Here is a 14435-nt window from a genome sequence, read left to right as displayed (position 1 = left end):
TGCCCGACCTCCGGGGCGGCCGCACAATGGGCCTTACCCGGTGCTCGTAGCGGATTGGAGACATCCGTGAAGGACCTCAAGTTCGAGCAGAAGAGTTCCCTTTCCCGCCTCGAGGCCGCCGATCAGCTCTCGGCGCTCGCCGAGGCACTACGCCACGGCGGCAACGCCGAACTGGAACTCGGACCCGGGAAGATGAGCCTGCGCGTCCCCGACGAGCTCCGCACCGAGATCGAGGTCGAGGTCGGCGACGGGGAGATCGAGATGGAGATCGAGCTCAAGTGGCCCACCAGGCAGGCCGGGGCCGCGTGACAGCGCCCCCGGACGGCCCGGAGACGGTCCCGCGGGGGGAGGCCGGGCGCGGCGACTACAGCGGCGCCGTCTACGGCTCCCTGCTCGCCGCCTCCGTCGTGGTCGGGGCCGGGACACTCGGCAAGTACCCGCGGCTGGAACTCGCCGTGCTGCTCCTGGGTACCGGCGTCGTGTTCTGGGCCGCGCACGTCTTCGCCCGCCTCTTCGGGGCCCGCATGGTGCACCACCTGAGCTGGGGCGTGATCCGCAGTACGGCCAAGGAGGAGCGGCCGATCATCAAGGCGGCCGTCCCACCGGCCGTCGCCGCCCTCATCGCCCCGTGGCTCGGCCTGGGGCCCCAGGGCATCGCCTGGCTGGCGCTCGCGGTCGCCCTCGTCGGCCAGGTCGGCTGGGCCGCCGTGGCCGCCAGCCGCGCCGGCGCCTCGCGCCGGATGATGATGCTGGCCGGCGCGATCAACCTCTTCCTCGGGCTGCTCATCGTGCTGCTCAAGGTCGCCCTCCAACACTGAAGGACTGCTTTCCTCCGTACTCCGCCAGTGCCGCGCGCAGCCGGCCGACGCCCTCGGCGATCTCGGCCGGCGTGTGCGTCGTGAAGGACAGTCGCAGGGTGCGGGGATCCGGGGCGGTGGCGTGGAAGGGGGCGCCCGGGACGAAGGCGACGCCGTGCGTGACGGCCGTCCTGAGCAGGTCCGTCGCGTCGTGGTCCGCCGGTAGGCGGGCCCAGAGGAACATGCCGCCCTCGGGCAGGTTCCACGCGCAGTCGCCCGGCAGGCTCCGGGCCAGGGCGCCGTGCAGGGCGTCGCGGCGCTCCCGGTAGGCCGCCCGGACCGCCGCTATGTGCGCGTCGAGGTCGACGGCCGCGAGGTAGTGCGCCGCGGCCAGCTGGTCGACGGTGGAGGTGTGGAGGTCCGCCGCCTGCTTGGCGACCACCGCGGCCCGCCGCAGCGCCGCCGGGGCCCGGAGCCAGCCGAGGCGCAGCCCGGGGGCCATGACCTTCGAGAAGCTGCCGAGCAGGGCCGTACGGTCCTCCGCGCCCGGGTGCGCGGCGAGCCACGGGAGGTCGGAGCCCTCGTAGCGCAGTTCCCCGTACGGGTCGTCCTCCACCAGCCAGAGCCCGAGCCGGGCCGCCGTCCGCGCGATCGCCGCACGACGGTCGGCCGGGAGGGTGCGTCCCGTCGGGTTCTGGAAGGTCGGGACGGTGTACAGCAGCTTCGGCCGTTCGCGCGCGACGACGTCCGCCAGCGCGTCCGGGAGGATGCCCTGCGCGTCGCAGGGCACGGCCACCACCCGGGCCCCCGCCAGGCGGAAGCACTGGAGGGCCGCGAGGTAGGTGGGGTTCTCGACCAGCACCACGTCGCCGGGTTCGACGAGGGTGGCGGTGATGAGCGTCAGGGCCTGCTGGGAACCGGAGGTGATGAGTACGTCGTCCGGGCCGGTCGGCAGCCCGCGCGCGGTCGCCCGGGCGGCGACGGCCTCGCGGAGCTCGGGTGCGCCCTCGGTGGTCGAGTACTGGAGCGCGCGCCGCGCGGACCCCGCGAGGGCGGCGTCGTACGCGGCCCGCAGGCCCTCGGTGTCGAACAGTTCGGGCGCGGGGAGGCCGCCGGCGAGGGAGATGATCCCGGGGCGTTCGGTGAGCGCGAGGATCTCGCGTACGGGGGACCCCTCCACGGAGGCGGCGCGGGCGGCGAACGCGGGCGGCGGCGCGGAGGAGGGGAAGGTCGAGGCGGCGGCGGTGGCGGGCACGGCGGCAGGCACGGGCAGCTCCTTCAGGAGGCGGGTGCGCGCATCGTAACGAGGGAAAGTTGTAGACGACACGTATGTATCAGGGGGTGGACCGGCCGCCAAGGACCCCCGACCCCCGACCCCTCCCCATCTGACGCCACATCAGCTAGACCGTTCCCATGACGACAGGAGAGCAGGACCCGCAGCAGGACACCCGCGTCGAGGACTACGCCGAGCTCGCGGCCGTCGGCCCCTACGGCGTCCACCCCGGCCACGCGCTGATCACCATGGTGGAACCGCACCCGGGCCACGAGTACGCGTACAACCGCTGGTACGAGGACGACCACTACTACGCCGGCGCCATGGCCATGCCCTGGATGTACGCGGGCCGCCGCTGGGTGGCCACCCGTGAACTGCAGGAGCTGCGCTACCCGGAGAAGTCGGCCGTCGCCCAACCCGTCACCGCGGGCTGCTACATATCGACGTACTGGGTCACCCAGGGCCGCTACGACGAGCACATGAAGTGGACCGTCGGCATCAACAAGCGCCTCAACCGCGACGGGCGGGTCTACCAGGACCGCACCCACGTCTTCACGTCCTTCCAGGACCACGCGGCCACCGTCTACCGCGACGGCGCCGCCGGCCCGCGGGACTTCCACGCCCTGGACCACCCGTACGAGGGGCTCGTCGTCCAGGTCGTCGACGCCGACGGGCCGGAGCGGAGGGCCGAGTTGCTGGAGTGGCTGCGCTCACGCGCCCTGCCCAAGCGGCTGCACGGCGGCCCGGCCGCGATGGTGACGATCTTCCGCCCCACCCCGCTGCCGGGTGACCGGATGACGTACGTCAAGCAGGTGGAGGGCGTCGACACCCGCCTCACGCTGCTGTGGTTCCTCCAGCAGGACCCCCGTACCTGCTGGGACCGCTTCCAGGGGCTCGACACGGAGGTCGCGGAGGCGGGGTTGGGGCGGGTGGAGCTGGTGGCGCCGTTCGTCCCGACGGTGCCGGGGACCGATCGTTACGTCGATCAGCTGCGCTGAGGGAGCCGCCGCGGCCCGGGGCATGGCCGAGCCCCCTCGGCCAAGACGGCGGGTCGGTCGAGAGGGCTCCAGTCAGTGACGCGGGTACTGCGGGTGATGCGTGTGGTGCAGGTGCTGCGAGTGGTGGAGCAGCCGGGCCCGCTGGTGTCGAACGCGGGGACCGAACGGTAGGGGCGGTACGGACAGCGAGACCGGTTGGGACGCGCCGTGCTGCTCAGGCGAGGCGTCCCAGCCGGCCCTCGGTGACGCCGGTGACGAACGAGGTCCAGGAGTCGGGCGCGAAGGTGAGGGACGGTCCGTCCTGCGCCTTCGAGTCGCGGACGGCGATGGCCTCCATGACAGGGGACTTGACCTCGACGCAGGCGCCGTTGGCGGAGTAGGAGGACTTGATCCAGTTGGCCGTGGCGCCCTGACGAATAGCCATGTTTCTCTCCGGTGAGCGAGTAGTTTCGGTGGTTCCGATGTCCTGTCGGCCAATTTCCCGGCTGACCTGATCGACGCTACCGGCAGCTCCTGACGGGTGAAGGGACCATTCACCCGACCGGGTGGCATATTCCATTCAAGCCTGTTGTGGCTGGGGAGTGACGGTGTACGGTACCGACCCGCTCGCCACACGCACGGTGGATCTCGGTCGAATCCCGCCCCTATGCCCCCTTGTCGGCATATTGGTTGATGATCCCCGAGATGAAGTCCCTGGTCTGGTCGACATTCAGCGCCTGCGCGCGCAGGTGCTCGTACATCACGCTGTACTTCTGGACGTCGTTGGCCTTCTCCAGGTACAGGTCGCTCGTCACGCCCTCGATGTAGACGACGGTCGAGTCGGACGCGTCCGGGAACTCCAGAATCGCGTACTGGCCGTTCACGCCGGGGTGCGCGCCCAGCTCGAAGGGCATCACCTGCACCGTGACGTGCGGCTGCTCCGACTGCTCTATCAAGTATTCGAGCTGCCGGATCATCAACTGCGCGTCGCCCACGCGCCGGCGCAGCGCGGCCTCGTCGATCACCGCCCACAGGCGCAGCGGGCCGAGGTCCGGGTTGTTGTTCTCCGTCTCGGAGAGCCGCTTCTGGCGGTGCATCCGGACCTGGACGCGCTTGTCGACGTCGGCGGGGGCGGTCTCCGGCCACGCGCCGCGGACGAGGGACTGGGCGTACTCCGTCGTCTGGAGCAGCCCCGGGATCACCAGGGGCTCGTACGTGCGCAGGCTGGCGGCGTCCGTCTCCAGGCCGATGTAGACGCTGTACGGAATGTCACCGAAGGCGTGCCACCAGCCCTGCTGGCGGGAGTCCTTGGCCATCTGCATGAGCGAGTCGATGAGGCGGCGGTCCTCGACCTCGTAGACGTCGCACAGGTCGCGGACATCGCGCTGGCTGATGGAGCGGCGGCCGTTCTCCAGTCGGCTGATCTTCGACTGGGAGACGAGGAGGCGCTCGGCGACCTGTTCGGCCGTCATGCCCTTGTCCTCACGGAGCTTGCGCAACTCCATGCCCAGTCGGCGGCGTCGGACGGTGGGATTGACATTGGACGCCACGTGAACGGCACCTCCGCCTTCTTCTGTCGTTGCAGCTGTCTCTCTGCGTATCTGGTGTTGAGCAGACTGCCACCGAAGCGGTCGGCGCCGCTGGGGAACGCCGGGAAACACAGACGCGCGGGGTGGCGGGGTCGGCGAACCGGCCCCGCCACCCCGCGCGCTGGCGGCTCCCGAACCGACCGGGTCCTCGCGGACGTCGGTCTGGGCGGTGGCGTTGCGATGGTGGTGCGATGAAGCGGGTGATCGGGTGAAGCGGGTGCAACGGTTGCAACGGGTGGAACGGGGTGGATCAGTGCGCGGCCGCGCGGGCCATCGCGCCCGTCCGGCGCGGCTGCAGCGGAACGCTGCTCGCCGTGGCACGGGCCGGCGGTGCGGGTGCGCGGTCACGGCGTGGCTGTGCGGCCACACCGTTCTGGACGTCCATCACGGCATGCGCCACGAGTCCGCCCATCGGGTCGTGCCGGATCAGGTCCCGCAGTCGGGACCTGGACGACCGCCCCTCGTTGCCGGGGTACAGGTGCTTGCCGAGTCCGACCGCGTGGGCCAGTGCGGCGAGCGCCGCGGTCCGCGGGTCCGGCGGTACGCCGGTGCGGATCGCACTGTCGAGCCGGGCTCGGATCTCCCGGCTGATCTCCGTGTCCGTCGCCTGGTAGCGAGTCGTCGGAAGCACTCCGCACATCTGTCCCGCGACGGCATGGACCATGCCGCAACGCTCCAGATGAGCGAGGTAAATCTGGCGGAGCCCCAGCCGGGGTCCACCGATCCAGTGGACGGCCCGTACCGGGCTGCCGCGCCTGCGCAGCAGTTCCAGTGCGGAGTCCAGAGTCGGATCTCCTGTCGGCCGTGGCATCACCACGGCGATACGATCCCCATCAGGGGCTATCCGTCCTGCCAGAGCCAGCTCCACTAGCTGTGCCCCGGCCAGGCCGAGGTCGAGCGACTGCGGCTGCGCCGTGGTACCCGTGGCCGGGTCCAAGGCGAGCAGCAGAAGCTCCTCCGGAATTGTTCTGCGGCTCCTGCCCATCCATGCCTCCCCGCGTGGATGAGTGACAGGGTGACGCCTCTCACATTCATCTGTCGAGAGCGCGTGGTCGCTTTGTGGGGGAACCCGCAGCTATGTCGTTCTCGTCTCGCACGGGGGCGATGCTCCCGAGACGGGACACTGTTAGACATTCGGACAGCCGGACATGGCGGCGATGGAGGAGGAACGGTGGCGGGCGAGTCCCCCGACAAGTCGGTAGATGAAGGAGCGCCGGGGGCGGCGGAGTCGTCCGCGGAGCGTGATCCGAGGCTGTCGGTGTTCCGGCCGCGGGATCCCGAGAGCGGCGGGGCCGCGGCTGCTGCCGGCACCGGTGCCGGTGTCGACGTCGATGTCCAGACCGATGCCGAAGCCGAAGCCGATGCTGAAGCCGACGTCGAGCCGGAAGCCGAAGTCGAAGCCGGAGCCGAGTCCGGCACCGAATCCGCATCCGGGTCCGCATCCGGCGCCGGCGGGCGGGACCCGCTGCGGGACGCGGTGGCGGCGTGGGTCGCCTCTGCCGACGCCGACGCCGACGACGACACCGATGCCGATGTCGATGCCGCCGATTCCGACGGCGACGCCGCAACGGGCGAAGCCGAGGATTCCGCTTCGGCGGACGACACGGCGGGCGCGGTCGAGCCCGAGGTCGACGGGGCCGACACGCCGGATGCCCGTACCGAAGCGACGGACTCCGACGCAGGCTCCGGCCCTGCCCCCGATTCAGATTCCGCTTCGGATTCCGCCTCGGGCTCCTCCGATGCTCCGGCTCCGGTCGTCGAGGCGAAGCCCGCGGCCGAGGAGCCGAAGGCGGAGGAGCCCGCGGACGGCGAGCGCACCGCCGTGTTCAGGGCGTTCACGCCCGTCAAGGCGAAGCCCGCGGTCGAGAAGCCGAAGGTCGAAGAGGCCGAGAAGGCCGATCAGCCTGCGGACAGTGAGCGCACTGCCGTGTTCCGCGCCTTCAAATCGGATTCCGCTTCGCCCCCCGCGGCGGAGCGACCCGAGCCCGCGGCAGAGAAGCCGAAGGTCGACGGGCCGGCGGACAGCGAACGCACCGCCGTGTTCCGCGCCGTGAAGCCCGGTTCCGCTTCGGCTCCCGCCGCGGAGGCGAAGCCGGCGGCCGCCGCGGCCGAGAAGCCCGTGGACAGCGAGCGCACCGCGGTCTTCCGCGTCCCGAAGGTGGACGCGGCCGAGACGGAGACCCCGAAGCGGGCCCCTGCCAAGCCGCTGACCCTGGCCAAGCCGAACGAGGCCCGGGCCGTTGCCAAGCCCGCCGAGCCCAAGCCCGCCGAGCCGAAGCCCGCCGAGCCGAAGCAGGCCGAGCCCAAGCCCGCCGCCGCCAAGGCGACCGAAGCCAAGCCGACCGAAGCCAAGCCCGCCGAGGCCGGGCCCGCGGCCGAGCCGCCCAAGGGCAGCACCTTCGTACCGCTGCGTCCCGAGGGCATCGCGCCGACGCCCGCGGCCGGGCAGCGGCCGAAGGCTCCGGTTCCGCCCGCCGCCGCGCGGTTCGACCACTCCGAGCGGACCACGCAGCAGCCGCTGCCGCCCAAGCCGCCGCTCGACATGCTGGCGGACCTCACGAACAACCCGCCCCCGCCGCCGAGCCCGATGCGCACCGCCGTCCGGCGGGTCAAGATCTACGCGCCGCTCGTCGTGCTGCTGGCGGTCATCCTGGCCGTCGTACAGCTGGTGCGCCCGCTGCCCGAGCCGACGCTCGTCATGACGGCGAAGTCCTCGTACACCTTCGAGGGCGCCAAGCCCCAGCTGCCGTGGCCCACCGAGGGCCAGGCGTACATGGCGGCCGCCGGTCTCGGCACGCTCGGTCAGTCCGGCGAGCAGAAGCCCGTGCCGATCGCGAGCGTCACCAAGTCGATGACGGCGTACATCATCCTGCGTGACCACCCGATCAAAAAGGGTGATCAGGGCGCGATGATCGACATCGACCAGACGGCCGAGACCGAGGGCAAGAAGAACAACTCGACCGACAACGAGTCCACCCTCGACACGGTCAAGGCGGGCGACAAGATCTCGGAGTACGACGCGATCGCCGCCCTCATGATCCCGTCGGCCAACAACATCGCGCGGCTCCTCGCGCGCTGGGACTCCGGTTCCCAGGAGGCGTTCGTCAAGAAGATGAACGACACCGCCAAGGAACTCGGCATGAAGAACACCACGTACACGGACCCCTCGGGTCTGGACGCGACCACGGTGAGCACCGCCGAGGACCAGGTGAAGCTGGGCCTGAAGCTCGTCGAGATCGAGACGCTGCTGGACATCACCAAGAAGCCCAAGTGGGTCGACCCGTCCGGCAAGGAATGGCGGAACTGGAACGGCCTGGTCCCGTACAACGACTCGCTCGGCATCAAGACCGGTACGACGACCAAGGCCGGCGGAAACCTCCTCTTCGCCGCGCAGAAGAAGGTCGGCAACACCAACCAGCTGATCGTCGGGGCCGTACTCGGCCAGCACAAGCCGCCGATCATCGACAGCGTGCTCGCCGCCAGCAAGCAACTGATGCTCGCCACGCAGAAGTCCCTCGACGGCGCGACCGTCGTGAAGAAGGGCGATGTCGTGGGCTACGTCGACGACGGGCTCGGCGGCCGCACGCCGGTCGTGGCCACCGCCGACGTGCAGGCGGTCGGCTGGTCCGGTCTGACCGTCGAGGTGAAGCTCGCGAACGGAGGCGGCAAGCTGCCGCAGACCGCGGCGGCCGGTACCGAGGTCGGCCTGCTGACCGTCGGCGAGGGGGCCAGCCAGGTCAAGGTGCCGGTGGCCCTGAAGACCGACCTGGCCGCGCCGGGCATCGGCAGCAAGCTGACGCGCGTCGGCTGACCTCCGGTGGGAACGTGGATCCGGCGCCCCGGGCAACCCCGGGGCGCCGGGCCGCGTCTTGGCCCCCGGGAAGTTCGTGACTCATGGGTTGGGGAGTGCGGCAGTGACCACCGCTGAGCAGCAGGGCCGGCGCCCGGAGGCCATCCCGACGGCCGACGTGCCCGACGCGCCCGCCGCGGGCGCAGGGTCGGCCGTACTCTCCGCGCCGGCGCCGAGAACGGCGCCCGCGTCCGAGCCCGCCGCCGAGCCCGGGTCCGAGCCCGCGTCCGGGCCCGGGTCCGCGTCCCGGCCAGGGTCCGGGCCCGAGGGCATACGGGCGCCCCGCGGCCCGCTCGCGGGCGGGCTCGACGCGGCCCGGCGCCACCCGGTGGCCGTCGCCACCGTCCTCGCCGGGCTGCTGCACGTCGTCTGGTTCTTCTGCTTCGCCAACAGCGGCGGCGACCTGGCCGCGCAGGACGCCTGGGCCGAGTTCGTCGGCCGCCATCCCGACTCGGCGTACAACCTCGCCTGGTACGGCGGCATGCACCCCGTCTCGTACAGCGTGGTCTCGCCGTACCTCATGCACATGCTCGGCGTCCGGACCACGATGATGATCGCCGGCACGGTCTCGGCCGGCCTGCTCGCGCTGATCCTGACCCGCTGCCGCGGGGCCGTGCGCGAGCCCCTGTGGCCCGCGCTCGCCGGTGTCTACGGGCTGTTCTGCAACGCCCTCTCGGGCCGCGTCACCTTCGGCCTCGGCGTGATGTTCGCGCTCGGCGCCGTCGCCGCCGTCTTCTGCTGGCCCCGCAAATGGGCGGAGCGGCGCTGGGCCAAGGCCGCGGTCGCGGCCCCGCTGGCCGGCCTCGCGACCGCCGCCAGCCCCGTCGCCGGGCTCTTCCTCGGGGTGATCGCGGCCGCGCTGTTCCTGAGCGGACGGCGCCCGGGCGCGTACGCGCTGGGACTGGCCCCGGTGGCCGTGGTGGGGCTGTCGGCGTGGCTGTTCCCGTTCTCGGGGACCCAGCCGATGAAGATCGGTTCGGCCGGGCTGCCGTTCGTGTTCGGGCTGCTGATCGTGTTCCTCGTACCGAGGCGGTGGAAGACCGTCCGGATCGCCTCGGCCGTCTACGCCCTCGGGGTCTTCCTCACCTGGGTGATCGACTCCCAGGTCGGCTCGAACGTCACCCGCCTGGTGATGCTGTTCGGCGGGGTCGCGCTGCTCGCCGCCCTCCCGTACGAGCTGCCGCGCTCGCGCCGCTGGTACGCGGTGCTGCTGGCCTTCGTCGGGCTGAACGCCTGGATCACCACCAACAGCGTCACCGACATCGTCCGCACCACCCCGCTGGCCGCCTGGAGCCGGGAGCTGGCCCCGCTCGTCGACCAGCTGCAGAAGGCGGGCGCCGACCGGGGCCGGGTCGAGGTGGTCCCGGCCAGCAGCCACCGGGAGTCCTCCGCCTTCCCCTCGTACGTGAACCTCGCGCGCGGCTGGAACCGGCAGGCGGACCTGGAGCGCAACCCGCTCTTCTACGACGACACCCTCACCGCCGACAGCTACCGCGCCTGGCTGGAGCGCTGGGCCGTGCACTACGTGGTGCTGCCCGCCGACAAACCCGACTCGGGTGGGGAGGACGAGGCGAAGCTGGTGCGCGCGGGACTCCCGTACCTCCAGCAGGTGTGGGGCGACGCGAACTGGCAGCTCTTCAAGGTCGACGGCCCCACCGACCTGGTGGCCGGGCCGGCGACCGTGGTGCGGGCGAGCGCCGACCAGCTGGTCGTCGACGTGAAGCAGCCCGGACGGGTGCTCGTGCGGATCCCGCACTCGCCGTGGCTGGGGCTGGTGGACGCGGCGGGCAAGCCCGTACCGCCGCCGCAGGAGACCTTCGCCTCCAAGGCGCGGGGCGGGAGCGGGGACGGCGGCGCGCTGCGCAAGCAGTACGCGAACACGGCGGGATGCCTCTTCAAGGCCGCTCCGGACGACACCGGCGACGTGTGGACGGAACTGCTGGCGCCGGCGCCGGGGGAGTACCGGGTGGCGGCGAAGTACCAGCTGCCGCGGGGGACGCCCTGCCCGGAGGACCTGGTGCACCAGACGCTCGGCCAGCCGAAGCGCCCGGCTCCGCCGCGTCCGTGACCGACACCCGTGATCGACACCTGTGATCGACACCTGTGATCGGCATTCTTTACCCGCCGGTCCGGGTGCGTTGGTCCGTATATGTGCATACGATCCCAGTAGTCCGATTGGGTGCTTCCCGAAGGAGTTGACGACGGGATGAACAAAGAGCAGAAGCGGGATGTCCGGGCGGCCATCGCGAAGGCACAGGAGCAGGCGCAACCGCCGCGCGCTCCAGGACACGGCTTCAGCGGTCCGGTACGGAGCAAGGTCAAGGGCGGCCTGCACACGAAGGCCGCGCTCAAGCGCGCCGGCACTCCGCAGGGCGACCGTATCGGCGAACGCAGCAGTGGCCTGAGCTGACCGTGATGGCACAGCCCTTCCGGCCCGCGCCGGAAGGGCTTCGTGCACTCCGTCGCTATCCGGCCTGAACCGGTGCGATCCGGCCGGATCCCGCCGGTCACCCACCGGGTCTCGCGCATTACCGTGACGTGACCATGAACGACACGCGGCGCGACGAGCGGCTGCGGCCGCGCCCGCCGCGGCTGCCGGCCTGGACCTCCACCCTGACCTGGAAGGCCACGGTCTTCATCACCCTCATGTGCTGCGGGCTCGCGGCACTGCTGGGCTGCCTCGTGCACGGCGCCATGACCCGCCAGACCGTGGGCGCGGCCCGGGAGAAGGCGCTGACCCGGCTGGAACGCACCATCGAGGCCTACGAGGCCGGCGCGCGCATGCCGCGCGGCGAGGGCATCGACCCGCCGGGCCTGCCCCCGGAACTGCGCGCCCTGGCCGTCGGCGGCCGGCGCGGCACGGTCGTCGGCACGCACCGGGGTCGGCCCGTGATGTGGGCGGCCGGGCCCGCCGCCCACGGCGGCGCGATAGCCGTCTCCGTGGACTTCCGCGCCGGCGAGCGGACCATCGTCGAACTGGACCGGGCCATCCTCGGCTCCTCGGGGCTCGCCATCGGCGGCACCCTCCTCATCGGCGCGTTCGTCGTCACCCGGATCACCCGGCGGCTGCACCTGACCGCGCAGGTGGCCCGCCGGATCAGCGCCGGCGACCTGGACGCGCGCGTCGCCGACAGCACGCGCAGCAAGGACGAGGTGGCGGCGGTCTCCCGGGCCCTGGACACCATGGCCTCGTCACTGCAGGTCAAGCTGGAAGCGGAACAGCGGTTCACCGCCGATGTCGCCCACGAGCTCCGCACCCCGCTGACCGGCCTGAACGCGGCCGCCGAGCTCCTGCCGCCGGGCCGCCCGGCCGAACTCGTACGGGACCGGGTGCGGGCGATGCGCGCGCTGACCGAGGACCTGCTGGAGATCTCCCGGCTGGAGACGCGCGGCGAACGCCTGGAACTGGACGCGCACGACCTGGCCGACCTGGCGGCGCACACGATCCGCGCCTCGGGCACCGACACGGCCCTGGAGGTGCGGGGCGCGCGCGATTTCCAGCGGGTGGAGACGGACCGCCGGCGCCTTGAGCGGATCCTCGGCAACCTCGTGGCCAACGCGCACCACCACGGCGCGGCCCCCGTCACGCTCACGGTCGACGGCCGGACCCTGACCCTGACCGTGACGGACTCCGGCCCCGGCTATCCGGACTACCTGCTGACCGGCGGCCCGCAGCGGTTCCGTACCGAGGGCACGAGCAAGGGCCACGGGCTGGGCCTGACCATCGCCGCCGGTCAGGCCCGGGTCCTCGGCGCCACCCTGACCTTCCGCAACCGGGAGGCGGGCGGCGCCGAGGCCCGCGTCACGCTCCCAGGGCCCGTAGCACCGGCAGCAACTGCGCCTCCTCACCGTCGAGATGGGCCTCCAACTCCCGGCTCATCCGCTCCACCCGCTCGCTGAACCCGGCGCCGGGCGCGTCCAGGGCCCGTACCAACTCCTCCTGGAGCCGTGCGATGACGCGGTGCTCGGCGCCGATCCGGCGGAAGAACTCCCGCATGTGCGGATGCTGTTGCTCCAGGTACGGGAAGAGGCTGGCGTCCTCGCTCCGGTGGTGGAACTCCAGTGAATGACAGAACGCGAGGCAGTGCTGGCGCAGTTGCAGCCCGAGCGAGGCCGCCCCGACGCCGCTCGGCTCCTCGCGCGCGAGTTCCCGTACGAGGGCCAGCTGAGCCCGCAGCCAACCGTGCACGTCGAGCAACTTCCCGGCGATCCCGCCCTCCTGGGACGGGACCTCGTGCGTGCGCTGGAGCGCGACGACGGGGATCACCCGCCGGGTGCGCGCCTGGTACTCGCCGTACCCGGGCTCCGCGCGGACGATCCGCGCGAACAACGCGTCCCGCCGGGCCCCTTCGGCGGGGACGGCGACGGCCTCGTACTCCTCGGCCCCGGTCTCGACCTGGACGAGGGGCAGTGCGAGCAGGTTGTGATACCAGGCGGGATGCCGGTCGGCCCCGGCGGCGGACGCCACGACGAGCAGCTCCCCGTCGCCCCGGGCGCACCCGAGCGGCACGGTGTGCGGCTTCCCGGACCTGGCGCCGGTGGTGGTGAGCAGGATCAGCTCGGAACCTTCGAAGGGCCCGCCGACCTGGCCGGCGTTCGCCCTGAACTCTTCGATGACGGCGTGATTGAACGATGACACGGAGTGTTGAATCCTCACGGTGTGTGTGCGTGCGAGAGCAGCGGAACAACCGAGAGAGATCACCCGTAGCCGGTGGCATACATGCCCATGGGCCCGGTCCTTCGACACCAGGTGCCTGCCCAACCACCGCCCGGCCCACATCTCAGTAGGCGGCGTCACGCGACACGTGCGCCATGTAATCACAACGCGAAGAGGCCCCGCGATCGATATCGACCGCGGGGCCTCGTCCGTGCCCTCGGCAGGATTCGAACCTGCGACACCGGCTTTAGGAGAGCCGTGCTCTATCCCCTGAGCTACGAAGGCGGGCCTTGCGCGCAAGGTCCAGGGCTGCCACGAGGGCAACCCAGGGACAGCCTAGCGGATCAGGCAGAGGCTCCGCGGCTCAGTTCTCGGGGGAGCGGGTGCCGTCGCGGGACCGGCGGAATCCGGGCGATGCGCCTGCCTGCCGCGGTGCCGGCGGCGCCGCACCGCCGGCACCGAGGGGGCCTTGGATAGGATTTCCGGATGACCACACCCGCAGGCCTCAGTTCCGCCGCGTTGCGGCTCGACCGGCCCGTCGGGGCGCAGCGGATGCCCGCTCCCGGTGAGGCGCTGGTGCGGTTCGTGGACGCCGCGACGCAGGCCCCCTTCGCGGAGCGCCTCGCGCCCGACGTGCTCGACGCGGCCGAGCGCCGCCGGGCCGACCGGTTCGTCCGCCCCCAGGACCGCGGCTCGTATCTCGTCGCGCACGTGGCACTGAGGCTGCTGTTGGGATCCCTCCTCGACACCGATCCGCAGGCTCTGGCGATGACCCGCGACGCCTGCCCCGAGTGCGGCGGCCCGGACGGGCGGCCGGTCCTCGTCGGCGGCCGCGCCCACTTCTCCCTGTCGCACAGCCGTGACGCGGTCTTCGTGGCCTGTGCCTCGGCACCGGTCGGGGTGGACGTGGAGGCGCTGCCGGCGCCGCACGTGGTGGCGCAGAGCGGGGAGTTCTTCCACCCCGACGAGGGCGCCGAACTGGTCGCGCTTCCCGAGGCCGAGCGCCTCGCGGCGTTCGCCCGCCTGTGGACGCGCAAGGAGGCCTACCTCAAGGGCACCGGAGCGGGGCTCGGGCACGACGGTCACCGGACCTACCTGGGGACCGGTCCGGGCGCCGACTTCGTCCGCCCGCACTGGTCCCTCACCGACCTGCCGGCCCCCGAGGACTACGCCGCCGCGCTCGCGCTGCGCGCCCCCTCGGCGAACTGGCGCTGAGGCCCGGACGGCCGGGAACGCGTGTGCTGAGGGTCCGTCAACATCTCACCTCTGGTGGTTGTTCCGGCCGGTGGTAC

General features: G+C 72.0%; 13 protein-coding genes and 1 tRNA gene. 8 read left to right on the top strand and 6 right to left on the bottom strand.

Annotated elements, in window-relative coordinates:
- Nucleotides 1–66 precede the first annotated feature (66 nt).
- Both OG624_RS17920 and OG624_RS17915 read left to right on the top strand, forming a co-directional pair.
- Nucleotides 67–309: an amphi-Trp domain-containing protein gene (locus OG624_RS17920; RefSeq protein ID WP_030717329.1), complete on the top strand. Its 243-nt coding sequence runs from the start codon at nt 67–69 to the stop codon at nt 307–309.
- Nucleotides 306–818, top strand: coding sequence for a hypothetical protein (locus tag OG624_RS17915; RefSeq protein WP_033223841.1), 513 nt, complete (start codon nt 306–308; stop codon nt 816–818). The genes OG624_RS17920 and OG624_RS17915 overlap by 4 nt, the downstream gene beginning before the upstream one ends.
- Here OG624_RS17915 and OG624_RS17910 read toward each other — a convergent pair.
- Complete coding sequence (locus tag OG624_RS17910; protein WP_371639590.1) at nt 796–2064, bottom strand: aminotransferase-like domain-containing protein; 1269 nt, start codon at nt 2062–2064, stop codon at nt 796–798. The genes OG624_RS17915 and OG624_RS17910 overlap by 23 nt on opposite strands.
- A 146-nt stretch (nt 2065–2210) precedes the next feature.
- Here OG624_RS17910 and OG624_RS17905 point away from each other — a divergent pair, with 146 nt between their 5' ends.
- The gene (locus tag OG624_RS17905) at nt 2211–3068 is read left to right on the top strand and encodes a hypothetical protein (protein ID WP_266352164.1); all 858 of its coding nucleotides are present in this window, start codon (nt 2211–2213) and stop codon (nt 3066–3068) included.
- 214 nt (nt 3069–3282) lie between these two features.
- On the opposite strand, the gene OG624_RS17900 is transcribed toward OG624_RS17905, so the two are convergent.
- From OG624_RS17900 to OG624_RS17890, 3 genes are all read right to left on the bottom strand, one after another.
- Nucleotides 3283–3492 carry a DUF397 domain-containing protein gene (locus OG624_RS17900; RefSeq protein ID WP_033223778.1) on the bottom strand — a complete coding sequence of 70 codons (210 nt, stop codon included), beginning with the start codon at nt 3490–3492 and terminating at the stop codon, nt 3283–3285.
- Between the two features lie 220 nt (nt 3493–3712).
- Complete coding sequence (locus tag OG624_RS17895; RefSeq protein WP_030717316.1) at nt 3713–4597, bottom strand: helix-turn-helix domain-containing protein; 885 nt, start codon at nt 4595–4597, stop codon at nt 3713–3715.
- 289 nt (nt 4598–4886) lie between these two features.
- Nucleotides 4887–5621, bottom strand: a complete 735-nt coding sequence (locus tag OG624_RS17890) for a GOLPH3/VPS74 family protein (protein ID WP_030390041.1) — start codon at nt 5619–5621, stop codon at nt 4887–4889.
- Between the two features lie 186 nt (nt 5622–5807).
- Here OG624_RS17890 and OG624_RS17885 point away from each other — a divergent pair, with 186 nt between their 5' ends.
- From OG624_RS17885 to OG624_RS17870, 4 genes are all read left to right on the top strand, one after another.
- Nucleotides 5808–8447, top strand: coding sequence for a D-alanyl-D-alanine carboxypeptidase family protein (locus OG624_RS17885; RefSeq protein WP_371639589.1), 2640 nt, complete (start codon nt 5808–5810; stop codon nt 8445–8447).
- A gap of 103 nt (nt 8448–8550) precedes the next feature.
- A complete protein-coding gene (locus OG624_RS17880) occupies nt 8551–10554 on the top strand; it encodes an MFS transporter (protein ID WP_371639588.1) in 2004 nt (667 codons plus the stop codon).
- 138 nt (nt 10555–10692) lie between these two features.
- On the top strand, nt 10693–10896 hold the full coding sequence (locus OG624_RS17875; protein ID WP_202506911.1) for a hypothetical protein: 204 nt from the start codon (nt 10693–10695) through the stop codon (nt 10894–10896).
- A 134-nt stretch (nt 10897–11030) separates the two neighbouring features.
- Nucleotides 11031–12386, top strand: a complete 1356-nt coding sequence (locus tag OG624_RS17870) for an ATP-binding protein (protein ID WP_371639587.1) — start codon at nt 11031–11033, stop codon at nt 12384–12386.
- Here OG624_RS17870 and OG624_RS17865 read toward each other — a convergent pair.
- Complete coding sequence (locus OG624_RS17865) at nt 12289–13125, bottom strand: nitroreductase/quinone reductase family protein (protein WP_371639586.1); 837 nt, start codon at nt 13123–13125, stop codon at nt 12289–12291. The two genes, OG624_RS17870 and OG624_RS17865, sit on opposite strands and share 98 nt — an antisense overlap.
- Nucleotides 13126–13355: 230 nt before the next feature.
- A tRNA-Arg gene (locus OG624_RS17860) sits at nt 13356–13428 on the bottom strand.
- 201 nt (nt 13429–13629) lie between these two features.
- Between OG624_RS17860 and OG624_RS17855 the strand changes: the two genes are divergently transcribed.
- Nucleotides 13630–14358 carry a 4'-phosphopantetheinyl transferase family protein gene (locus tag OG624_RS17855; protein WP_371639585.1) on the top strand — a complete coding sequence of 243 codons (729 nt, stop codon included), beginning with the start codon at nt 13630–13632 and terminating at the stop codon, nt 14356–14358.
- Nucleotides 14359–14435 lie beyond the last annotated feature (77 nt).

Source organism: Streptomyces virginiae (genome assembly GCF_041432505.1).
Taxonomy (GTDB): Bacteria; Actinomycetota; Actinomycetes; order Streptomycetales; family Streptomycetaceae; genus Streptomyces; species Streptomyces virginiae_A.
Note: the sequence above shows the minus strand (reverse complement) of the source record. Positions and strands in the feature narration are given on the sequence as shown.

Coding starts and splice junctions, on each gene's coding strand:
- OG624_RS17870 (WP_371639587.1), top strand. CDS start 11,031: ATGAACGACACGCGGCGCGACGAGCGGCTGCGGCCGCGCCCGCCGCGG.
- OG624_RS17890 (WP_030390041.1), bottom strand. CDS start 5,621: ATGGGCAGGAGCCGCAGAACAATTCCGGAGGAGCTTCTGCTGCTCGCC.
- OG624_RS17855 (WP_371639585.1), top strand. CDS start 13,630: ATGACCACACCCGCAGGCCTCAGTTCCGCCGCGTTGCGGCTCGACCGG.
- OG624_RS17900 (WP_033223778.1), bottom strand. CDS start 3,492: ATGGCTATTCGTCAGGGCGCCACGGCCAACTGGATCAAGTCCTCCTAC.
- OG624_RS17875 (WP_202506911.1), top strand. CDS start 10,693: ATGAACAAAGAGCAGAAGCGGGATGTCCGGGCGGCCATCGCGAAGGCA.
- OG624_RS17905 (WP_266352164.1), top strand. CDS start 2,211: ATGACGACAGGAGAGCAGGACCCGCAGCAGGACACCCGCGTCGAGGAC.